At 74.2% G+C, this 20,671-nt stretch carries 17 protein-coding genes; 6 read left to right on the forward strand and 11 right to left on the reverse strand.

The genetic code is table 11. From position 1 onward, the window contains the following. A partial coding sequence (locus tag ACFWUZ_RS05125; protein WP_384368050.1) for an adenosylhomocysteinase occupies positions 1-98 on the reverse strand: 98 nt, incomplete at its 3' end. A gap of 379 nt (positions 99-477) precedes the next feature. Between ACFWUZ_RS05125 and ACFWUZ_RS05130 the strand changes: the two genes are divergently transcribed. Next, positions 478-2,547 (forward strand): fructose-specific PTS transporter subunit EIIC, encoded by a 2,070-nt coding sequence (locus tag ACFWUZ_RS05130; protein WP_384367295.1) that lies wholly within the window; start codon positions 478-480, stop codon positions 2,545-2,547. A 128-nt stretch (positions 2,548-2,675) separates the two neighbouring features. Then, positions 2,676-3,359, forward strand: a complete 684-nt coding sequence (lepB, locus tag ACFWUZ_RS05135; RefSeq protein WP_384367298.1) for a signal peptidase I — start codon at positions 2,676-2,678, stop codon at positions 3,357-3,359. Between the two features lie 69 nt (positions 3,360-3,428). Here lepB and ACFWUZ_RS05140 read toward each other — a convergent pair whose 3' ends face one another. The 6 genes from ACFWUZ_RS05140 to ACFWUZ_RS05165 all read right to left on the reverse strand — a co-directional run bounded on the left by ACFWUZ_RS05140 (position 3,429) and on the right by ACFWUZ_RS05165 (position 9,575). Next, positions 3,429-4,364, reverse strand: a complete 936-nt coding sequence (locus ACFWUZ_RS05140) for a cation diffusion facilitator family transporter (protein WP_384367301.1) — start codon at positions 4,362-4,364, stop codon at positions 3,429-3,431. Between the two features lie 72 nt (positions 4,365-4,436). Next, on the reverse strand, positions 4,437-5,594 hold the full coding sequence (manA, locus tag ACFWUZ_RS05145) for a mannose-6-phosphate isomerase, class I (RefSeq protein WP_384367304.1): 1,158 nt from the start codon (positions 5,592-5,594) through the stop codon (positions 4,437-4,439). A gap of 40 nt (positions 5,595-5,634) precedes the next feature. Next, positions 5,635-6,768 (reverse strand): SIS domain-containing protein, encoded by a 1,134-nt coding sequence (locus ACFWUZ_RS05150; protein WP_384367307.1) that lies wholly within the window; start codon positions 6,766-6,768, stop codon positions 5,635-5,637. 76 nt (positions 6,769-6,844) lie between these two features. Further along, positions 6,845-7,030 carry a Trm112 family protein gene (locus ACFWUZ_RS05155; protein WP_384367310.1) on the reverse strand — a complete coding sequence of 62 codons (186 nt, stop codon included), beginning with the start codon at positions 7,028-7,030 and terminating at the stop codon, positions 6,845-6,847. A gap of 635 nt (positions 7,031-7,665) precedes the next feature. Next, on the reverse strand, positions 7,666-9,036 hold the full coding sequence (locus ACFWUZ_RS05160; protein ID WP_384367313.1) for a phosphomannomutase/phosphoglucomutase: 1,371 nt from the start codon (positions 9,034-9,036) through the stop codon (positions 7,666-7,668). A gap of 77 nt (positions 9,037-9,113) precedes the next feature. Next, positions 9,114-9,575, reverse strand: a complete 462-nt coding sequence (locus ACFWUZ_RS05165) for a DUF3499 domain-containing protein (protein ID WP_384368053.1) — start codon at positions 9,573-9,575, stop codon at positions 9,114-9,116. 46 nt (positions 9,576-9,621) lie between these two features. On the opposite strand from ACFWUZ_RS05165, the gene ACFWUZ_RS05170 reads away from it, so the two are divergent. Further along, positions 9,622-10,104: a metallopeptidase family protein gene (locus ACFWUZ_RS05170; protein WP_384367316.1), complete on the forward strand. Its 483-nt coding sequence runs from the start codon at positions 9,622-9,624 to the stop codon at positions 10,102-10,104. A gap of 74 nt (positions 10,105-10,178) precedes the next feature. Here the strand turns inward: ACFWUZ_RS05170 and ACFWUZ_RS05175 are convergent, their stop codons facing one another. The 3 genes from ACFWUZ_RS05175 to ACFWUZ_RS05185 form a co-directional block, all read right to left on the reverse strand. Next, the gene (locus tag ACFWUZ_RS05175; protein WP_384367319.1) at positions 10,179-11,669 is read right to left on the reverse strand and encodes a DUF5719 family protein; all 1,491 of its coding nucleotides are present in this window, start codon (positions 11,667-11,669) and stop codon (positions 10,179-10,181) included. Further along, complete coding sequence (locus ACFWUZ_RS05180; RefSeq protein WP_384367322.1) at positions 11,666-15,286, reverse strand: glycosyltransferase; 3,621 nt, start codon at positions 15,284-15,286, stop codon at positions 11,666-11,668. The genes ACFWUZ_RS05175 and ACFWUZ_RS05180 overlap by 4 nt, the downstream gene beginning before the upstream one ends. A 217-nt stretch (positions 15,287-15,503) precedes the next feature. Continuing rightward, complete coding sequence (locus ACFWUZ_RS05185) at positions 15,504-15,767, reverse strand: WhiB family transcriptional regulator (protein ID WP_003983763.1); 264 nt, start codon at positions 15,765-15,767, stop codon at positions 15,504-15,506. Between the two features lie 628 nt (positions 15,768-16,395). Here ACFWUZ_RS05185 and ACFWUZ_RS05190 point away from each other — a divergent pair. Genes ACFWUZ_RS05190 through ACFWUZ_RS05200 form a run of 3 tightly spaced genes read left to right on the forward strand, consistent with a single transcriptional unit; the run spans position 16,396 to position 19,217 of the window. Beyond that, positions 16,396-16,932, forward strand: a complete 537-nt coding sequence (locus ACFWUZ_RS05190) for a cysteine dioxygenase (RefSeq protein WP_384367325.1) — start codon at positions 16,396-16,398, stop codon at positions 16,930-16,932. 27 nt (positions 16,933-16,959) lie between these two features. Further along, on the forward strand, positions 16,960-17,919 hold the full coding sequence (gene cofD / locus ACFWUZ_RS05195; RefSeq protein ID WP_384367328.1) for a 2-phospho-L-lactate transferase: 960 nt from the start codon (positions 16,960-16,962) through the stop codon (positions 17,917-17,919). Continuing rightward, a complete protein-coding gene (locus ACFWUZ_RS05200) occupies positions 17,916-19,217 on the forward strand; it encodes a coenzyme F420-0:L-glutamate ligase (RefSeq protein WP_384367330.1) in 1,302 nt (433 codons plus the stop codon). Before cofD ends, ACFWUZ_RS05200 begins: the two co-directional genes overlap by 4 nt. 40 nt (positions 19,218-19,257) lie before the next feature. On the opposite strand, the gene ACFWUZ_RS05205 is transcribed toward ACFWUZ_RS05200, so the two are convergent. Further along, complete coding sequence (locus tag ACFWUZ_RS05205) at positions 19,258-20,265, reverse strand: DNA-3-methyladenine glycosylase family protein (RefSeq protein WP_384367333.1); 1,008 nt, start codon at positions 20,263-20,265, stop codon at positions 19,258-19,260. Between the last annotated feature and the right edge of the window lie 406 nt (positions 20,266-20,671).

A 20,671-nucleotide genomic window follows, 5' to 3' on the forward strand; every position in this document is an offset into this window, starting at 1 on the left:
CGGCGGATCGACATCAGGCCCGGCATCTCGTGCTCGGCCAGAGTGATCTCCTTGCGACCGAAAGCGGCAAGGGAAAGGTCTGCGACCTTGAAGTCCATGGGTGCTGCTCCTCATGGGTTCGGGAGGGTGGGTACGGCTGGGCGGCGCGCCGTTCGGCCGGTCGGCTGAGATCCCCCGGACACGGTTCGGGGGAAGGCGCGGAGCACACAGTCCGTCGGGGGCCCTCTCTCCCCTCGGCCGGTCACGAGGACCGCCCGACTGCCATCAGCAGCGAACGCCTGACACTGAGGACGAATCTACACCGGACGGCGGAGTGTGCCCCAGTCGGCCGAACCTCAAGGCGTGTCCTGAGTTCAGGTCCTACGGCGGCCGGTTCGGGGCCTTGAGGACTGTTGACGCAGCTCGTGCGTGGGGCAGGATGCCGGTGGATCGGAGCACCTGCGCGTTTCGCAGGACCTCGGCGTGAAGGAGATTCCAGTGACCAGTCCGGCCGGCCCTCCCGCAGGCGGGGACTCAGGGGGCACCTCCCAGGCGAAGTCCGCCGGAGGGCAGAGGCGCCTGAAGCTGCTCGCCGTCACCGCCTGTCCCACGGGCATCGCGCACACCTACATGGCGGCGGAGAAGCTCCAGCAGGCCGCCGACCGTCTCGGCGTCGACATGAAGGTGGAGACGCAGGGCTCCATCGGGGCCGGGAACGTTCTTTCTGACAACGATGTCAGGGAAGCGGACGGCATCATCATCGCCGCCGACAAGGAAGTCGACCGTGCACGCTTCGCGGGCAAGCGGGTCCTGTCCACGGGAGTCGCCGACGGCATCCACACACCGGAGGAGCTGATCGAGCGCGTGCAGAGCGCGCCCGTGCAGGCCGGGACCGCGGCGGCTGCCGGCAGTGCGGGCGGGGGCGGCCGGGAGCGCAGCGCCGCCTACAAGGCGCTGATGAACGGCGTCTCGCACATGATCCCCTTCGTGGTCGTGGGCGGTCTGCTGCTCGCCGTGTCCATCGCGCTCGGCGGGCACTCCTCCGCGGAGGGCATCACCTTCGACGAGGGCTCCTTCTGGTTCTACGTCAACGCCCTGGGCGGGCTCGGCTTCACGCTGATGCTGCCGATCTTCTCCGGTTACATCGCCTACGCCCTCGGCGACCGGCCCGCGCTGGTGCCCGGCATGATCGGCGGCTTCCTCGCGGCCGATGCCACGACCCTCTACAAGGCCGAGGCGAACGCCGGCTTCCTCGGTGCGATCGCCACCGGTTTCCTGGCGGGCTACCTGGTCCTCTGGATCAAGAAGGTCAAGGTCCCCAGGTTCGTCCAGCCCATCATGCCGATCATCGTGATCCCGATCGTGTCCACGCTGGCGCTGGGGCTGTTCTACATCTACGTGATCGGGCAGCCGATCTCCTGGGTCTTCACGCACCTGACCGACTGGCTGAACGGGATGACCGGTTCCAGTGCCGTCCTGCTGGGGGCGATCATCGGCCTGATGATCGCCTTCGACATGGGCGGCCCGGTCAACAAGACGGCCTTCCTCGTCGCGGTCGGCCTGATCGGCACCAACAACCACGTCATGGGCATGGCCGCCGCCGCGATCCCCGTCATGCCGCTCGGCCAGGGCCTGGCGACGCTGCTGCGCCGCAAGCTCTACAGCGACCAGGAACGCGAGACCGGCATCGCCGCGCTGTTCATGGGCTTCTTCGGCATCTCCGAGGGCGCCATCCCGTTCGCCGCCGCCCGGCCGGCCCAGGTCATTCCCGCGAACCTGCTCGGCGGGGCGGTGGCCGGTGCGATCGCGGGTCTGGCCGGCGTCCAGGACTCGGTGCCGCACGGCGGTCCCGTCGTCTCGCTGTTCGGCGCCGTGAGCGGGGTCGCCATGTTCTTCGTCGCGATCGCGGCGGGCACGGTCGTCACCGCGCTCACCACCAACGCGCTCATCGACATCGAGCAGCGCCGGAACGGCCGGGCCGCGGTCGCGGGCCCCTCCCCCGAGCCGGTGCCGGCCGGGGTGGGTGCCGGTACGGGGGCGGGCGCCGGGACGGCCGTACGGTCCCAGGCCGGGCCGGCCCCGGCGGCCGCCACGGGTTCCGCCGGGGAGCCGGAGGTGCTGTCCGGGTACCTCACCGGGCGGACCGTGAAGAGGGAACTGGCCGCGGATTCCAAGGAGGCGGCGATCCGGGAGATGGCGCAGATGCTGGCCGCCACCGGGAACGTCCGGGACGTGGACGAACTCGTACGGGTCGCCCTGGCCCGGGAGGCGCAGGGCACGACCGGTCTCGGCGAGTCGATCGCGATCCCGCACGCCAAGACGGACGCGGTGTCCCGGCCGACGGTGGGCTTCGCCCGGTCCGACCCGGGCATCGAGTGGGGCGCCCTGGACGGGACGAAGGCCCGGCTGGTCTTCATGATCTCGGTGCCGGAGGCCGCCGCGGGCGACGAGCACCTGCGGATCCTGGCGCTGCTGTCGCGCAAGCTGATGGACTCCGGCTTCCGGGCCAGGCTCCAGGCCGCGCCCGACGAGGCGTCGATCCTGGACGTGCTGCGCGAGATCCGGTAGCCGCTCCTGTCTCCACCCCGGCGTGCGGCCGGGTCGCGTAGCGCGGAGGTACGCGACCCGGCCGCCGTGCGGATCCGGCCCGACCGTAGTCTTCCGGCCACATGCACTGCCGGGAGGGGAACGGATCCATGGAACACAGGCCGGGACGCAGGCGGGGGATCTGGGCGGTCGTCCTGCTGGCCCTCGGGACGCTCGCCTGGGGCGGCTCCCTCGGTTACGGGGTCGCCGCCCCGCCTCCCCAGGGCCTGGACATGCTGATGATGGCCGGTGATTCGATGAGGCCCACGTACGGCCCCGGGGAGCGGGTCTGGTTCCTCAGGGGTCCCGTCCAGGACGTGCGGCGCGGCGACGTCGTATGGGTCCGGGTTCCGTGGCTCCCGGGGGAGCCGGTGCTGGAGCGGGTGGTGGCCGTCGGCGGTGACCGCATCTCCTACGCGCGCGACGAGCCGTCGCTGCGGCTCAACGGCGAGCCGCTCGACGAGCCGTACCTGAAGGACCCCGCGGTACCCGCGGTGGTCGACTTCGACGTGACCGTTCCTGACGGCCAGCTCTTCCTGATGGGGGACAACCGGTTCGACTCGGCCGACTCCTCCCTCATCGCAGCCGCGGAGGACAGCGGCACGGTCGAGGTCTCCGCGGTCCACGGCAGGACGATCGAGGCTCCCGTCGGGCTGCTGGTGATCGGCGCCGTGGGCCTCGCCGGGGTCCCGCTCGTCCTCGTCGGCGGCGGACTCGGGATCGCGGCGCTGGTGGTGCGGAGCAGGCGGCCCGCGCCGGCGCAGCCCGTCCACGGGGCCGTACACGTGGACTGAGGCGGCTGCCCCGGGACAGCCCGAAGGCCCCGCGAGTCGCTGCTCGCGGGGCCTTCGTGCGTACGGGGGCTACTTGGTGAGCGGGGTGGCCGCCTCGGCGCGGTAGATGTCCGGCTCCAGGTAGATCACGCGGGCGATCGGGACGGCCTCGCGGATCCGGGCCTCGGCGGCGTTGATGGCGTCCGCCACCTGGGTCGCGGTGTCGTGGCCCTGAACGGCGATCTTGGCGGCGACCAGCAGCTCCTCGGGGCCGAGGTGCAGGGTGCGCATGTGGATCACGCGGGTGACCACGTCCCCGTCGACGAGCGCGGCCGTGATCTTCTCGACCTCTTCGGTGCCCGCGGACTCGCCGAGGAGAAGGGACTTGGTCTCGGCCGCCAGGACGATGGCGATGACGATCAGCAGGACGCCGATGCACAGGGTGCCGATGCCGTCCCAGACGCCGTTGCCGGTCAGCAGGGCGAGGCTGACGCCGCCGAGGGCCAGGACCAGGCCGACGAGCGCGCCGAGGTCCTCCAGGAGGACGACGGGCAGCTCGGGGGCCTTGGCCCGCTTGATGAACTGGCCCCAGGTCTGCTGTCCGCGGACCTCGTTCGACTCCTTGATCGCGGTGCGGAAGGAGAAGGACTCCGCGATGATCGCGAAGATGAGGACGCCGACCGGCCAGTACCAGGCCTCGATGGCGTGGGGGTGGTTGATCTTCTCGATGCCCTCGTAGATGGCGAACATGCCACCGACGGTGAAGAGCACGATCGAGACGAGGAAGGCGTAGATGTACCGCTCACGCCCGTACCCGAAGGGGTGCTGCGGCGTCGCCTCGCGCTGGGCCTTCTTCCCGCCGAGGAGCAGCAGTCCCTGGTTACCGGAGTCGGCCAGCGAGTGGACGCTCTCCGCGAGCATGGACGAGGAACCGCTGAAGAGGAATGCCACGAATTTGGCTACAGCGATGGCGAGGTTGGCGGCGAGTGCCGCCACGATCGCCTTGGTACCGCCCGACGCGCTCATGGATGCAGGGTGTCCTTCCTAGCCGCTGATTACCGGCCGCACATTGTTGCAGCCGCCGGGACGGAGGCTACGTCAGACCACCACAGTGGCGCGGAAGACCGTACCGGTTCCTGACAGTTCGACCGTTTCGTCCGCCGGTACGAAGACCGACTCGCCGGGTGTCAGGGTCAGTTCGCCGGCCTTCGGGGCGCCCGCCGTGCAGAGCAGGATCTGCGGGGCTCCGTCCGGAAGGGTGCGGGGGGCGCCGCCGGGCGCCAGGAGGAAGCGGGAGAGCCGGAACTCGTCGATGGGGGTCTCGTAGACCTCTTCGGCGTCGCCCTCGGGGCGCAGCACCTTCGGGTCACCCGACGCGAACTTCACGATCTTCAGCAGTTCCGGTACGTCCACGTGTTTGGGCGTGAGCCCGGCGCGCAGCACGTTGTCGGAGTTGGCCAGGAGTTCGACGCCGAGGCCGTCGATGTAGGCGTGCGGGACGCCGGCACCGAGGAACATCGCTTCTCCGGGCTGGAGTTGCACGTGGTTGAGCAGCATGGCCGCGATGACCCCCGGGTCGCCCGGGTAGTCGTGGACCAGGGTGGCGTACGGCTTGTACGGGCCGCCCAGGCGTTCGGCGGCAGCGGCGGTCTCGGCGACGGTGGCGGCCATCTGCTCGCGGTCGGCGGTCAGTACGGCCGTCAGCACCTCGCGCAGCGCGGCGTCCTCGGGGTGGGCGCGCAGCAGGTCGGCGTACGGCTTGAGGGAGCCGACGCCGAGGCCCTCGAGCAGGTCGGCGGCCTCCTGGGGGGCGCGGAAGCCGCACAGCCCGTCGAACGGGGTGAGGGCGCAGATCATCTCGGGCTTGTGGTTGGGGTCCTTGTAGTTGCGGTGACCCGCGTCGACGGGGACGCCTCGGCGCTCCTCGTCCTCGTAGCCCGCCCTGGCCTGCTCCAGGTCGGGGTGAACCTGGAGGGAGAGCGGGGCGCCGGCGGCGAGGATCTTGAGGAGGAAGGGCAGCCGGGGGCCGAACTTGGCGACGGCGGCCGCGCCGAGTTCACCCTCGGGGTCGGCGCCGATGACCTCGGACAGCGTGGTCTCGCCGGAGCCGCGGTCGAGCCGGGAGGGGGCGCCGGGGTGCGCGCCCATCCACATCTCGGCCTGGGGCTCACCGGTGGGTTCGGTGCCGAGGAGCCGGGGGATGGCGGTGGTGGATCCCCAGGCGTAGGGGCGGATCGTGTTGGTCAGGCGGTCCATCGTCGTCTTCCTGGATAGAGCCGGGCAGGAGAAGTGTGCCTCAGCTGTGTCCCCCGGAAGCCAGCGCCAGGTAGGCGGTGGCGAAATCCGTGACGGCGAGGAGTTCGGCGAGCTGTTCCAGCTCACCGCCCTCCTCCGGCTCGAGCTCGCTGATGGCCGTGTCGTGGCTGAGGGCGAGCTCGCGTGCGGCAGGGGCGGCGGTCAGGCCGCCCGCCGGCCGGTCACGCAGCAGGACGACCCGGGCGTGCAGAGCCTGGGGCTCTTCGACCCGGTCACGGAAGAAGTCTTCGGGATCGGCGCCGGCGGCGAAGGCCCCCGCGAGCAGGACGCCGTGTGCGGGGAGGGCCTCGGGGAGGGCGGCGGCGAGCGCGGGGCGCCCGGCGAGCTCGGCGAGGGTCGCGGCGAATCGGCGGCCTGCGGGGCCGGCGCCGGCGCCCTCGCTCCAGATGAGCGGGAGGGAGTCGGCGAGCTCGGAGGCCAGGGTCTTGGCCGGGTTGGAGTAGGTGGCGATGGCGGGCCCGCAGCGTTCGGCGGTCCGGTCGAGGCGGTCCGCGACGAGCTGGAGGGTGCCGGGGGTGGCGGTGATCAGGCCGACCCGGTCGAGCAGCACCAGCAGGGGGGTCAGCAGGGCCCACAGGGCGCCGGGCCCGGCGGCGGCGGACTCGTCGTACTCCTGGTACGGGGCCTTGGCCATCGGTACGAGGAGCCCGTGCGCCCCGTCCACGGCCTCGCTCAGCGGGGAGCGCTCGGGGGCGACGGCGACGACGGTGCAGCCACGCCGGTAGGCCTGCTCGGCGAGGACCGCGAGCCCCGGCTCGGTGCCGTCCGTGGTGGCCAGGAGCAGCAGGTCGACCGGGCCGACCCAGCCGGGCAGGGCCCAGCGCAGGGCTCCGGCGGCGTGGGCGACGCCGGTGGGGTCGAGCCTGATGACGGGGGCGGAGCCGCCGGCGAGGGCTGCGAGCAGGTCGGCGACGCCGGTGGCGGCGGTGCCGGGCCCCGCGATGAGGACGGCGCGGGGGCGGCCGTCGGGGCGCAGGTCGGCGAGGCCCGCCTCGGCCGCGTGCCGGGCCGCGGTGCGGACCCTGGCTCCGGCCTCTGCGGCGCCGCGGAGCAGCCCGCGGCGGTCGGCGCGGGCGAGCGCGTCCGGGGCGTCGAGGAGCGACTCGTCGAGCATGGCGGCCTCCGGCTGTCGTGTGGCGGAACCAGTCTGCGTGCCCGGGCGGTGCCGGCCCGGACGCGGCCCGGGGGGGTCAGGCGGGGCGGCGGGCCTCGTCCACGAGGAGTACGGGGATGCCGTCGCGGACCGGGTAGGCGAGGCCGCAGTCCTGGCCGGTGCAGATCAGCTCGGGCGCCGTCTCGTCGGCCGACTTGTCCTCGAGGGGCGAGTGGCAGACGGGGCAGGCGAGGATCTCCAGAAGACCGGCTTCGAGCGGCATGGGGCGGTTCCCTTCGGGGATGCGGGTGGGGCGTGGTCAGCGTACCGCCGAGTCACCTGCGGTGCGCCCGAAGGTGGTCCCGGGGCTGCGCCCCGGGAGACCCCGGCTCCGCCGGGCACCGGGCTCCGCCCGGACCCGCGTCTCGGCTCCCGCGGCTGCCGCGGGGAGGTGCCCCCTGGCGGGGCGGGCTGGAGGTGACCCCGGCGAGGCTGGACCGATGTCGTCCCGACCGGGACGTGACCCCGGCGGGCTGGGGGGTGAGCCCCGGCCGGGGGGTCGTAGCCGGCCCCGGTGGGGGCGGCTACGGAATCGCTGGGTCGGTGCCGGCCCCGGTGGGGACCCGGCAGCGGGCTCACCGGATCCGTGCCGGCCCCGGTGGGGGGCGCGGCAGCGGGCTCACCGGATCCGTGCCGGCCCCTGTAGGGACCCGGCAGCGGGCTCGCGGGTCGGTGTCGGCCCCGGTGGGGGGCGGCAGCGGGCTCGCCGGATCCGTGCCGGCCCCGGTGGGGGGCGCGGCTACGGACTCGCCGGATCGGTGCCGGCCCCGGTGGGGGCGCGGCTACGGAATCGCTGGGGGCGGGGGGCGCGAGCGGGAGCCCCGGCGGGGCTGGGGGAGCTCCGCCGAGGGGGTGGGGTCAGGCGCGGATGAGGGCGAGGACCTCGTCGCGGACCTTGGTGAGGGTCGCGGCGTCGCGGGCCTCGACGTTCAGGCGCAGCAGCGGCTCGGTGTTGGAGGCGCGGACGTTGAACCACCAGTCGGCGGCGGTGACGGTCAGGCCGTCCAGTTCGTCCAGGGTGAGGTCGCCCTGGGCGCCGTACGTCTCCTTGACGGCCGCGAGGCGGGCCGCCTGGTCGGCGACGGTCGAGTTGATCTCGCCGGAGCCCGCGTAGCGGTCGTAGGAGGACACCAGGTCCGACAGGGTACCGTCCTGGCCGCCGAGGGCCGCCAGCACGTGGAGCGCGGCGAGCATGCCGGTGTCGGCGTTCCAGAAGTCCTTGAAGTAGTAGTGCGCCGAGTGCTCGCCGCCGAAGATCGCCCCGGTCGTGGCCATCTCCTCCTTGATGAAGGAGTGCCCGACGCGGGTCCGCACGGGGGTGCCGCCGTGCTCGCGGACGACCTCGGGGACCGACCAGGAGGTGATCAGGTTGTGGATCACGGTGCCGGTGTTGCCGTTGCGGTCCAGCTCGCGGGCCGCGACCAGGGCGGTGACGGCGGACGGGGAGACGCCCTCGCCGCGCTCGTCGACGATGAAGCAGCGGTCGGCGTCGCCGTCGAAGGCGATGCCGAGGTCGGCGCCCTCGGCGATGACGCGGGCCTGGAGGTCGACGATGTTCTTCGGGTCGAGGGGGTTGGCCTCGTGGTTGGGGAAGGTCCCGTCCAGCTCGAAGTACATCGGGACCAGGTCCAGCGGCAGGCCCTCGAAGACGGTGGGCACGGTGTGGCCGCCCATGCCGTTGCCCGCGTCGACGACGACCTTGAGCGGACGGATGGCCGTGAGGTCGACCAGGCCCTTGAGGTGCGCGGCGTAGCCGGTCAGGGTGTCCTGCTCGGTGACGGTGCCGGGGACGGTGCCGGGGGCGACCGCGGGGGCGCCCTCGTCGCTCCACTTCTCCGCGAGCTCCCGGATCTGGCCGAGGCCGGTGTCCTGGCCCACGGGGGCGGCGCCGGCCCGGCACATCTTGATGCCGTTGTACTGGGCCGGGTTGTGGGAGGCCGTGAACATCGCACCGGGCAGGTCCATGGAGCCCGAGGCGTAGTACAGCTGGTCGGTGGAGCACAGCCCGATGAGGGTGACGTCCACACCGCGTGCGGCCGCGCCGCGCGCGAACGCGCTCGACAGACCGGGCGAGGAGGGGCGCATGTCGTGGCCGACCACGATCGCCGTGGCGCCGGTGACCTCGACGAAGGCGGCACCGAACAGTTCGGCCAGGGGCTCGTCCCACTCGTCCGGTACGACACCACGCACGTCGTACGCCTTGACGATGTTCGAAAGATCTGCGGCCACTGCCTGCCCTCCTGAAGGTCCTGTGCGGACAGCAAACCTACCCTGAACGGGGAGCAGGTTTTCAGGCGATCGGGGCGTCAGGAGTCCGGCGAACGCAGGACGCGCAGGTGGCCGCGGCGGGTCTCGCCGGTCGACGGACCGCCCTTGCCGCCGGCCTCCGCCGCGCGTTCGGGCGGACGGGCGGCCTCGCGTACGGCGTTGGCGAGGGCTTCGAGGTCGTCGCCGCTGGGGCGGGACGGACCCGAGCCGTCGGACAGCCGGACGACGTCCCAGCCGCGCGGGGCGGTCAGGCGCTCCGAGTGCTCGGCGCACAGGTCGTAGCAGTGGGGTTCGGCGTAGGTGGCGAGCGGGCCGAGGACTGCCGTCGAATCGGCGTAGACGTACGTCAGTGTCGCGACGGCAGGGCGGCCGCACGCGGTGCGCGAACAACGACGTACAGGGCTCACGACGTTGGACGGTACCGCACTCTTGACCGGGCCGCGACGACGCTCCCGCCGCTCACTCCCCCGTGTCGTCCTCGCCGGGGCCGGCGGCGGCACGGCGGGAGTCCGGAAAAGCCGTTCCGCCAAGGGCTACCCTGCGGAGGTGACGGACAGCCCCCTGCCTCCCCGACCCACCGAGCCCCCCGCCGCCGGGGTCCCCGCCGCGCCCCGCCAGCGCAGGCGTGACCGGCACGGGCGCGGGATGCGGGGGCCGGTGGCGCCGCCCCAGGTGCCGCTGTCGGCGAGCCGGTCCGAGCTGTTCGGGGACCTCGTACGGGATTCCGTGGAGCGGCTGGAGCGGCGCTGGCCGCAGCTGGCCGAGGTGGAGTTCCTGATCGGGGACGTGCCGGGCCCGCCGGGCGGTGCGGAGACCGGCTGGAACGACGAGGCGGTGCCGCTGGGCGCGCTGTACGAGTCCCGCGAGGGGCGGCCCGCCCGGATCGTGGTGTTCCGGCGGCCGGTGGACATCCGTACGAAGTCGCGGGACGAGAAGGCTCTGCTGGTGCACGAGATCGTGGTGGAGCAGGTGGCGGAGCTGCTGGGGCTCTCGCCGGAGACCGTGGACCCGCGGTACGGCCAGGACTGAGGGCCGGCCGCCCGTCCCCGCCCGCGTCCGGGAACGGGCGGGGAGTCCGGTCAGCCGGTCAGCCGGTCAGCCGGTCAGCCGGTCAGGACCGACAGGTCCTGGACGGCGCGGGGCACGGACACCGTGGAGTGGTCGTCGGACAGGGTCTGGACCGTGAACATCGCGATGCCCTCGTGCGGGAGGGAGAGGGTGCGGGCCGCGTGGACCGGGCCGCCCGAGAGCGTTTCGACGGTGAGGGCGTAGGAACCCTTCCCGCCCGCCGGGGCGACGGTCACCGCCTGGGTCGTGCCCGCCTTGACCTCGACCTCCTGGGAGGCGGGCTCACCGCCGCCGGTGGTCGGCGAGGCCGTCACCCTGACCTTCGCGCCGGCGGCGCCGGGGACCGTCAGCGAGAGCACGGTCGCGTTCTCCTCGGCCCGGTTGTCCGCCACGGTCGCCCGCGCGCCCACCGGCCCGGTCGCCGGGACGAAGCCCAGCTCCTGCTTGGCGCCGCTGCCGCGGACCACGCGTACCGCCGCGACCACCGGGGCGGCCTTGCCCGCGTCCGCCGGGGCCAGCAGGAGGGAGCCCGCCTCGCCCCTGGTGAGGTCCTTGAGGTCGACGCTCGCCGTCATGCCGGCCTTGATGTGCAACTGCTCGTTGCCCGCCGGGCTGATGGCGCCGTTCGGTCCGGCCAGCCGGAGCTTCAGGTCCGCGTCCTCCTCGCCGGGCGCGAAGGCGACCAGCCGGACGGAGGTGGCGTCGGCCGGGATGCCGGGCAGCACCAGCGAGCCCGCGGGGTCGGTGGAGGCCGCCAGCCAGTCGGTGCCCACGCCCTCCTCGGCCACCTGCACCGTGGCGCCGACCCGGCCCGCACGGGTCGTCACATGGGCGGTGGCGTCCGCGAGCTGGGCCCCGGGGGCGAGGGAGGAGAGCAGGACGGACTTGGTGGACTTCGGGTCGATCCTGATGTTCTCGCTGGTGCCCTGGTCGGGCTTGGCGAGCCCGTCCGGGCCGAAGAGCCTGATGTCGACGACGGCCGCGGCGTCGTCGGGGTTGGTGAGGTGGACGTAGTCCTCGCGGCCCTTGGCGGTGCTGACCCCCGGGAACCAGAAATCGGTGCCCGGCGCGGTGCAGCCGGCCCCGAGGACGCCGCGCGCCCGGCCGACCGAGACCTTGGTGGTCAGCTGGGCGGTCCAGCCGGGGGCGAGGACCCCTTCGGCGCTGCCCGTCAGCGCGGGTGCGTCGGCTCCGGTGGCGGTGGCCCCCGCGGGCTTGCCGACCTCCTTGAGCTCCAGTACGGGCTTGGCGTCCTTGGTCGCGCCGAGCAGCCGGGCCGCGCCCTTGCCCTCGGCGGATGCGGCCGCACCCGGGGTGAAGGCCGTGTACGTGGTGTCGGCGATGTCCGAGGAGCTGGGAGCGGGGCACACCAGCAGGGAGCGTTCCACCGGCATCCGGGCGGCGGCCGCCCCGTCGCCGGCGGCGTCCTTGCCCTCGGCGGCGGGCGCGGTGAGGGAGGCGATCGCGGTGACCGCGGCGAGTGCCGCCGCCACGGCCGCCAGCGTCAGGGGTGCGCGCTGCTTCACTGCTGGGGGCTCCCGTCCGGACGCACGTCGTGCTGGGCGTGGGGGTCGTGCTGGGCGTGGGGGTCGTACGGCTCGTACGGGTAGGGGTACGGCTGCTGCTGCGGGTAGCCGGGGTCGTACGCCGGGGCGCCCTGCTGCGGGTAGGGGTACGGCTCGTACCCGGGCGCGGGCTCGTAGGGCTGCGCCGGCTGCTGCTCGTAGGCGTAGCCGCCCTGGTCCGCCCGGGGCTGGTAGGCGTACGCCTCCTCCCCGTACACCGGCTGTGCCGGGATCTGCGCGTACGGGTCGGCGACGGCGGCCGTGTCCACGGGTGCGGCGGGGGCGGGCTCCGCCTCGGCGCGCAGCCGGCGGGCCCGGCGGCCTTCCCCGGCCTCGCCGGGGCCGGGCTGGGACGGGATCGCGGCCTCGTCCTCGGGCAGGTCGTCGTCGAGCCTGGCCCGGCGGCCCGGGAGGGCCATGACGAGCAGCACCAGGGCGAGGAGGCCCTGGGCCCAGTGCCAGGCGGTCCTGGTGAGGGGGGTCTCGTGGACGAGGTCGAGGCGGCCGCCGGCGGCGGGGAGCTCGAAGCCCTGGGCCCAGCCGTCGAGGGTCTTGGGTGCGAGGGGCTTGCCGTCGAGGGTGGCCCGCCAGCCGGGGTCGGCGCGGTCGGCGATGCGCAGGACGCGGCCCGCCTCGCCGGCCGGGATCTTGCCGTGGGCCTCGACGGGGCCGGAGGCGACGGGGACGGGTGCCTCGCCGGGTGTGCCGGGGACGATGACGGCGCGGGGCAGCCAGGGTTCGACGCCCCACAGGGCGGTGCCGTCCTGCTGGTGGCGCCGGCTCAGGCCGGGGGTGGCGTCGAGGACCCGGCGGGTCTCCTCGGGGCCGCCGGGCCGGAACATCACGAAGCGGATGGCGTAGGCGCTGAGCTGGCTGGACTGGTCGGCGCCGGAGCCCGCGACGAGGTTGGAGACGACCTTGTCGAGGCGCGGGTCGCTGCCGGTGCGGGCGGCGGTCTCCGCGGCGCCGAGGCGTCCGCCGGAACCGCGGACGAGGCTGTAGGAGACGGTGCCGGCGGTGCCGGGGTCGAGGATCAGGGTGCGGGTCTGGTTGTCGTCGCCGCCGGCTTCGGCGACGAAGGCCGGGACCTGTACGGGGTCGCGCCGTTGCAGCGGCCCGTCGGCGCCCGCGAGCAGCCATCCGGCGCCGGCGAGCACCGGGCCCGCGGCGGCGGCGAGGGCGACGAGTGCTGCGAGCGGCTGGCGCCAGCCGAAGCTGCGGGCGGCGACGCGCTCCTTGGCTCCGTCCGCGCCGAGCACGGCGGCCGCGAGGAGGGCCAGGCCGTAGAGGAGGGTGGCGGGGCCCGCCCAGGCCGTGCGGTCGAGGAGGACGGCCAGGAGCAGGGCGGGCAGGGCGACCGCCCAGGCGGTGCGGACGGCGAACTGCCGGTCGCTGCGGAGCAGGGCGGCGAGGGCGGCCACGACGGTGCCGGCGAACAGCAGCCCGCCGGTGGTCCCGGGGCCGCCGGGGCTGGCGCCGAGCAGGTCCAGGGCGGTGGCGGAGCCGGTTGCGTAGGGCAGTCCGGCCTCGCGTAGGAAGCGGCCGGGGTGGGTGAGCAGGCCGATCGACCAGGGGGCGAGGGCGAGCAGCGGCACGGTGAGGGTGGCGAGCAGCCGGGGGGCGTACGTCTTCCACCGGGCGCGGCGCAGGACGAGCGCGGCGGTCCCCAGGACGGCGGCGAGCGGCCAGACGACGGGGGTGAAGGCGGTGGCCAGGGTCAGCAGCAGGGTGTACGTCCACACGGCGCGCCGGCCGCCCTTGGCCGGCTGGGGGGCTTCGTCCCGGCCGAGGGCGAAGGCGGAGACCGCGGCGCGGGCGATGAGCGGAAGGAGCACGGCGAGGACGGCGGTGCCGAGGCGGCCGCCGGCGAGGGCTCCGGTCACGGCGGGGAGGAAGGCGTAGGCGACGGCGGCCCAGGCGCGCAGCAGGCGGGACGTGACGAGCGGCCGGGACGCGAAGTAGGCGGTGAGTCCGGCGAGCGGGACGGAGCCGACGAGCAGCAGGGTCAGGGCGGCCCGGGTGGAGTCGAACAGCAGGGTGGAGAGCGCGCCGAGGACGGCGAGGTAGGGGGGTGCGTCGGCGGTGGAGCCGGTGCCGACGGGCTGCCAGGTGTCGGTGTAGGCGCGCCAGAGGTCGAGGCCGCTGCCGGGGGCGGGGAGGAGGGCGCCGCCCATCAGGGAGCCGCCGCCGATCAGGGAGCGGCAGGCGACGAGGGAGACGAACAGCAGCAGGCCGAGGACGGCGGGGGCGGGGTTGCGGGCGATCCGCTTGAGGCGGGCGAACCGCTCGGTCGTCCCGGGGTGGTCGCCGTCCTCGTCGGGTGCGGTCAGGACGCTGGCCCCGCCGTGGCGTCCCGCGGCGGCGGACTCGGTGTCGCGGTCGCCGCCGAAGTAGCCGGCGAGCTGTTCGGCGTTGGCCCGCAGCGAGGCGCCGGGCGGCGGGAAGAGGGGGCGCAGTTCGGCCGCGGGGACGACGGGGCGGCGGCGGGCGCGGCGGGCGGCGAGGACGCGGCCGGGCCGGAGCAGGGTGGCGAGGAGGCCGGTGAACTCGTCCACGGCCTGGCCGGGGGCCTTGCCGACGAGGTAGGCGAGGGTGCGCAGCAGGGTGCCGAGCAGGAGGCGCAGCAGGACGTAGGGCAGGGCGCGGCCGGAGCTGTTGGCGAGCATCGTGTAGACGGCACCGGCCTTGTCGACGCGGTGCGGGCCGGCTGCGGTGCGGCCGGCGCAGTCGACGGTGCGGCGCTCGCGGGAGGCGGCTTCGGCGTGGCGCAGGACGGCGTCGGGGGCGACGAGGACGGTGTGGCCGGCGCTCTGGGCGCGCCAGCAGAGGTCGACGTCGTCGCGCATGAGGGGCAGCCGTCTGTCGAAGCCGCCGAGGGCGTCGTAGACGTCGCGGCGCACGAGCATGCCCGCGGTGGAGACGGACAGGACGGGGCGGACCTGGTCGTGCTGGCCCTGGTCCTGTTCGCGGCGGTCGAGCCCGGTCCAGCGGCGTCCGCTGCGGGCGATGCTGACGCCTGCTTCGAGGAGCTGCTTCTTGTCGTACCAGCCGCGCAGTTTGGGGCCGATGACGGCGGCGTCGGGGTTCTCCTCGGCGACGCGCAGGAGTTCGGTGAGGGCGTCGGGTTCGGGGGCGCTGTCGTCGTGGAGGAGCCAGAGCCACTGGACGGGTTCGCCGTGGGGCAGTTCGGGGAGGTCGTAGGCGTCGTCGCGCCAGGTGCGGCTGACGGGATCCCAGCCGCTGGGGCGCTTGAGGTAGGGGAGGTCCTCGGGGGTCAGCGTGCCCGCGGTGCGGGCGGCTTCCTCGACGGCCGTGCCGAATCCGGTGCGTCGGGCGAGGTGGAGGACGCGGCCGTCCCCGAAGGCTTCGGTGAGCAGCCTGGCGGAGTCGTCGGCGCTGCCGGTGTCGGCGGCGACGTGGTTCTGCGCGGGGCGTTCCTGGCCGAGGAGGCCGGCGAGCGTCCGGGGCAGCCAGCGGGCGCCGTCGTGGGCGACGAGGACCGCGGTGACGACGTGCCGGGGGAACTCGGGGGTGGCGGAGGCCTGCTGGGAGGCCGTCGACTGGCTGTGCAGGGACATCGCGGTACGGGCCCTCCGGCCGGGGGTCCGGGGGTGGTGTGCCCTCGGAGGCTGCTGGACAGCGCCCCACACTAACGGCTGGCAGCAGAGCGGTCCGCCTCCTGCGGGGAAGGTGCAGGAGGCGGACCGTTTGCTCCAGCCGGTGCTCCGTCGGAGGTGCGGCTCGATATGTCGTGCGCGGTGCGGCGGCTGCCCGGCGGGGAGTGCCTCGGGCGGGTCAGACCGCGGCCTTTTTCAGGCGGCGCCGTTCGCGCTCGGACAGGCCGCCCCAGATGCCGAATCGCTCGTCGTTGGCGAGTGCGTACTCAAGGCATTCGGAGCGGACTTCACAGGCCAGGCAGACCTTCTTGGCCTCGCGGGTGGAGCCGCCCTTCTCGGGAAAGAAGGATTCGGGGTCGGTCTGGGCGCAAAGAGCGCGCTCCTGCCATCCGAGCTCCTCGTCCGCCTCCTCGACCAGCAGTTCCTGAAACAGCTCGGTCATGTGCGCCCCTCGCTCTGTCTGTGCGTCCCCGTGATGTTGTCGTCACCGATCGCTACGTAACGACACGAGTGAAATTACAAGTGCGTGGCTCCGGACCAGTCAAGCCGAGGTCTGCTATTGGGCCCCTTATTCACTCTGCGGAACCAAGCGTATGCAGAAAGTGTTCAAATCGCCAAAAATCGTGACACATGCCGCGGGCGCCTGCGATGCCGTCTTCACCCGTAATCCACGTGTGCCCCACAGATGCGGTTGCGATCACGCCGGCAAAGCGGCGTAGATCACATTCCGGTCACGAGATGACGGATCAGGTTTGGACCGGCTACCGCGCCACATCCCCTGGCTTGGACTGCACAAACCTTTCTCCGGACACAGCAACCGGATGAGGTGAAACTTTCACCCCAAACCAGACATTGGGTTGACAGTCCGACCTCCGAACCGTTCTCCTTGTTCGCATGTCAGTGACCGCAGCCATCTCCGGGACCCCCATTCGTGGGTTCCTGTGTGCTGCCCAGGTCCACTGTTGCTGTTGCAGCTGTTGATGCCCGTGGAGCCCCGGCTCCCCTGAGCTCCGGCCCGCCCCCCACAGCAACCGCCAGCACCACTGACATCCGTCGAGGTAACCCCCACGATGAACAGCACCAGCAGCGCCACCGTCACCGCCCCCGCCCCCGCGGGCGGCGAGAGCGACCTCCAGATCGCCGGCGACATCCTCGCCGTCCAGCACCTCCTCCAGCCCGCCCGCGAACACCCGGCCACCGTCGCCGAGTTCGCCGGCCTCGCCCGCTCCGTCGCCGAGGACCGCGCCTCCTGGGAGCACCTGGTCCGGTACGACGCCACCACCCGCTGGTACCACCGGCTGCGCACCGGCCCCGGCTACGAGGTCTGGCTCCTCAGCTGGGTCCCCGGCCAGGGCAGCGGCCTGCACGGCCACGGGGACTCCTCCGGGGTCCTGACCGTCCTCGACGGGGAGCTGACCGAGCACACCTCCCGCGGCAGGATCGCCCTGCGCCCCGGCTCCCAGCGCGTCTTCGCCCCCGGCTACGCCCACGAGGTCGTCAACGACACCCTCGACGGGGCGGTCAGCCTGCACGTCTACTTCCCCGGCCTCACCGAGATGCCGATGCACAGCTGCTCCCCCGCCGAGCCCGAGGCCGTCTCCGCCTGAGTCCCGCGGCCTGACAGACTTCGGTGCATGCGCATCGTAGTTCTGGCCGGCGGTATAGGCGGCGCCCGGTTCCTCCGCGGACTCAAGTCGGCTGTGCCCGACGCGGACATCACGGTCATCGGCAACACCGGTGACGACATTCACCTGTTCGGGCTCAAGGTGTGCCCCGATCTGGACACGGTGATGTACACCCTCGGCGGTGGCATCAACGAGGACCAGGGCTGGGGACGCCTCGACGAGTCCTTCACCGTCAAGGAGGAACTCGCGGCGTACGGGGTCGGGCCCACCTGGTTCGGCCTCGGCGACCGCGACTTCGCCACTCACATCGTCCGCACCCAGATGCTGGGCGCCGGCTATCCGCTGAGCGCCGTCACCGAGGCCCTCTGCGACCGCTGGCAGCCCGGGGTCCGGCTGCTCCCCATGACCGACGACCGGGTCGAGACCCACGTCGCGGTCACCGACGCCGAGACGGGAGAGCGGCGGGTCATCCACTTCCAGGAGTACTGGGTCCGGCTGCGCGCCTCGGTGGACGCGGAGGCCGTCGTACCCGTGGGCGCCGAGCAGGCCGAGCCCGCGCCCGGCGTGCTGGAGGCCCTCGCCGCCGCCGACGTGATCCTCTTCCCGCCCTCCAACCCGGTGGTGTCGGTGGGGACCATCCTCGCCGTGCCCGGCATCCGCGAGGCCGTGGCCGCCTCCCCGGCGCCCGTCGTGGGCCTCTCCCCCATCGTCGGCGGCGCCCCCGTCCGCGGCATGGCCGACAAGGTGCTGGCCGCGGTGGGCGTGGAGTCCACCGCCTCGGCGGTCGCCCTGCACTACGGCACCGAGCTGCTCGACGGCTGGCTCGTCGACACCGCGGACGCGGACGCCGTGACCCCGGTGGAGGCCGCCGGGATCACCTGCCGCGCCGTGCCCCTGATGATGACCGGCCTCGAAGCGACCGCCGCCATGGCCCGGGCCGCGCTGGACCTGGCTGAGGCCTCCCGGTGAGCGGCGCCCGCGTTCCGTCGTACGAGGTACGGGCCGTCGAGGGGATCCCCGAGATCAGGCCCGGGGACGACCTGGCGAAGCTGATCACGGAGGCCGCGCCCGACCTGCGGGACGGCGACGTCCTGCTGGTCACCTCGAAGATCGTCTCCAAGGCGGAGGGCCGGATCACCCGGGCCGGCTCCCGCGAGGAGGCCATAGACGCCGAGACGGTGCGCGTGGTCGCGCGCCGCGGTGCGCTGCGGATCGTCGAGAACCGGCAGGGGCTGGTGATGGCGGCCGCCGGGGTGGACGCCTCCAACACCGCCCCCGGCACGGTGCTCCTGCTGCCCGAGGACCCGGACGCCTCGGCCGCCGCCGTCCGCGCGGGGATCCGCGACGCGCTCGGCGTGGACGTGGGCGTGATCGTGACCGACACCTTCGGGCGGCCCTGGCGCACCGGGCTCACCGACGTGGCGATCGGCTCGGCCGGCGTACGCGTCCTGGACGACCTGCGGGGCGGCACCGACGCGCACGGCAACCCGCTGAGCGCGACGGTGGTGGCGACCGCCGACGAACTGGCCGCCGCGGGCGACCTGGTCAAGGGCAAGGCGGCCGGGCTGCCGGTGGCCGTCGTACGCGGGCTGGGCCACCTGCTGGGCGAGGGCTCCGCGCGGGAGCTGGTCCGCTCCCCCCACGAGGACATGTTCCGGCTGGGCACCTCGGAGGCGGTACGGGAAGCCGTGACGCAGCGCCGCACCGTACGGGCCTTCACCGCGGAGCCGGTGGACCCGGGCGCGGTGCGCCGGGCGGTCGCGGCGGCCGTGACGGCCCCCGCACCCCACCACACGACGCCCTGGCGGTTCGTCCTGCTGGAGTCGCAGGCCTCCCGGGTGCGGCTGCTGGACGCCATGCGGGACGCGTGGATCGCCGACCTGCGCGCGGACGGAAAGTCCGAGGAGTCCGTCGCCAAGCGGGTACGGCGCGGCGAGGTGCTGCGGGCCGCCCCGTACCTGGTGGTGCCCTGTCTGGTGACGGACGGCGCGCACCACTACGGGGACGCCCGGCGCGACGGCGCCGAGCGGGAGATGTTCGTGGTCGCGATGGGCGCGGGCGTCCAGAACCTCCTGGTCGCACTGGCCGGGGAGCGGCTCGGCTCCGCGTGGGTGTCCTCGACGATGTTCTGCCGGGACGTCGTGCGCGAGGTGCTGGACCTGCCGGACGGCTGGGACCCGATGGGGGCGGTGGCCGTCGGGCACCCCGCGGCGGCCCCCGCGGAGCGGCCGGCGCGGTCCCCCGAAGCCTTCGTCGAGGTCCGCTAGCCGGCCGGGAGCCGTCGTGCCGGGGCCGGCCGAGCCCGGCTCAGAGCAGGCCGATGTCCCCGCGCGGCATGCGCGGGGTGCGGCGTGGCGGGGTGCGCCCGGCCAGGAGGATCAGGCGGGCGGCCCGGTGGCGCTGGCCCGCGTACGGGGCGAGGAGTTCCAGCATGGCGGCGTCGTCGGCGTCCCGGTCCCCGGCGAGGGCGTAGCCGACGATGCCCGGCAGGTGCAGGTCGCCGGTGGTCACGGCGTCGGGGTCGCCGTTGCTGCGCTGGAGGGTTTCGGCGGAAGTCCAGGGGCCGATGCCGGGGACGGCCTCCAGCCGGGCGGCGGCCTGGGCCGGCGGCATCCCCGCGGCCTCCTCCAGCCGGTGCGCCACGCGGGCGGCCCGCACGATGGTGTCCGAACGCTTGGCGTCGACGCCTGCCCTGTGCCAGTCCCAGGACGGGATCGTGGCCCAGCCGCGGGCGCTCGGCATGACGAAGAGGTCCTGCGGCCCCGGGGCGGGCTCGCCGTACCACCGCACCAGGCGGCGCCAGGCGCGGTAGGCCTCGTCGGCGGTGACCTTCTGCTCCAGGACCGTGGGGACCAGGGTCTCCAGGACCAGCCCGGTCCGGGTGAGGCGCAGGCCCGGGCGGCGGCGGTGGCTGGCGTGCACGAGGCGGTGGCGCGGGACGAAGGCGGCCGGGTCGTCGCCGGCGCCGAGGAGCGCGGGCAGCCGGTCCAGGATCCACTCGGCGCCGGGGCCCCACGCCTCGGCGTGGATCTCCTCCCCCGCCGCGGCGGCCACGCGGAGGGTGGCCGGGCCCTGCGGGGTCCGGGTGGCGCGCCAGACCGAGCCGTCGGGGGTGGTGCGGAAGGTGGGGTCGGCGGGGCCGCGGCGGAGCGGGCCGAGGGTGAGGCCGAGGTCGACCGGGCCGCCGGGGCGCCAGCCGCGGGTCAGGGACCCTGTGCTGGGCGCGGTGCCGGTGCCGGTGGTCCGGCCGGGGGGTACGTCGGTGCGGCCGCCGCGGACGGCGGCGCGGGTGAGCGGATCGAAGCGGCCGGCCATGCCTCGAGCGTAGCCCGCGCCCCGGCCCCCGCACGAAGCCCGGCTCCGCCCCGGGGCTCCGCCCCGGACCCCGCGCCTCAAACGCCGGCGGGGCTGAATTCAACGAGGCCGTCCGCCCGGCACGGGGCTGAAGTACCGGGGGCGGCGCCCGCAGACCGGGGAGTGCGGTGCGTGGCGCGAAGCGGCCCGTAAGGCCCGGGGCAGGGCGCACAGCCGCACAATGACAGCCTCGCCGACGATTGAGGCGCGGGCGCGAAGCGCCCGCAAGGGCCGGGGCCGCGCCCCGTGGGGAGCGAAGCCCGCCCCCCACGGCGGGGACGCACAGCCGCGCCATCACAGCCCCGCCGGCGATTGAGGCGCGCGGCGCGAAGCGCCCGTAAGGCCCGGGGCCGCGCCGCGAGGGGAG

The organism is Streptomyces sp. NPDC058646 (assembly GCF_042716875.1).
Taxonomy (GTDB): Bacteria; Actinomycetota; Actinomycetes; order Streptomycetales; family Streptomycetaceae; genus Streptomyces.

Bases quoted from the DNA above. Each gene is read 5' to 3' on its own strand.
- lepB (WP_384367298.1), top strand. From the start codon at position 2,676: ATGGAACACAGGCCGGGACGCAGGCGGGGGATCTGGGCGGTCGTCCTG.
- ACFWUZ_RS05140 (WP_384367301.1), bottom strand. From the start codon at position 4,364: ATGAGCGCGTCGGGCGGTACCAAGGCGATCGTGGCGGCACTCGCCGCC.
- manA (WP_384367304.1), bottom strand. From the start codon at position 5,594: ATGGACCGCCTGACCAACACGATCCGCCCCTACGCCTGGGGATCCACC.
- ACFWUZ_RS05150 (WP_384367307.1), bottom strand. From the start codon at position 6,768: ATGCTCGACGAGTCGCTCCTCGACGCCCCGGACGCGCTCGCCCGCGCC.
- ACFWUZ_RS05155 (WP_384367310.1), bottom strand. From the start codon at position 7,030: ATGCCGCTCGAAGCCGGTCTTCTGGAGATCCTCGCCTGCCCCGTCTGC.
- ACFWUZ_RS05180 (WP_384367322.1), bottom strand. From the start codon at position 15,286: ATGTCCCTGCACAGCCAGTCGACGGCCTCCCAGCAGGCCTCCGCCACC.
- ACFWUZ_RS05185 (WP_003983763.1), bottom strand. From the start codon at position 15,767: ATGACCGAGCTGTTTCAGGAACTGCTGGTCGAGGAGGCGGACGAGGAG.
- ACFWUZ_RS05190 (WP_384367325.1), top strand. From the start codon at position 16,396: ATGAACAGCACCAGCAGCGCCACCGTCACCGCCCCCGCCCCCGCGGGC.
- cofD (WP_384367328.1), top strand. From the start codon at position 16,960: ATGCGCATCGTAGTTCTGGCCGGCGGTATAGGCGGCGCCCGGTTCCTC.
- ACFWUZ_RS05205 (WP_384367333.1), bottom strand. From the start codon at position 20,265: ATGGCCGGCCGCTTCGATCCGCTCACCCGCGCCGCCGTCCGCGGCGGC.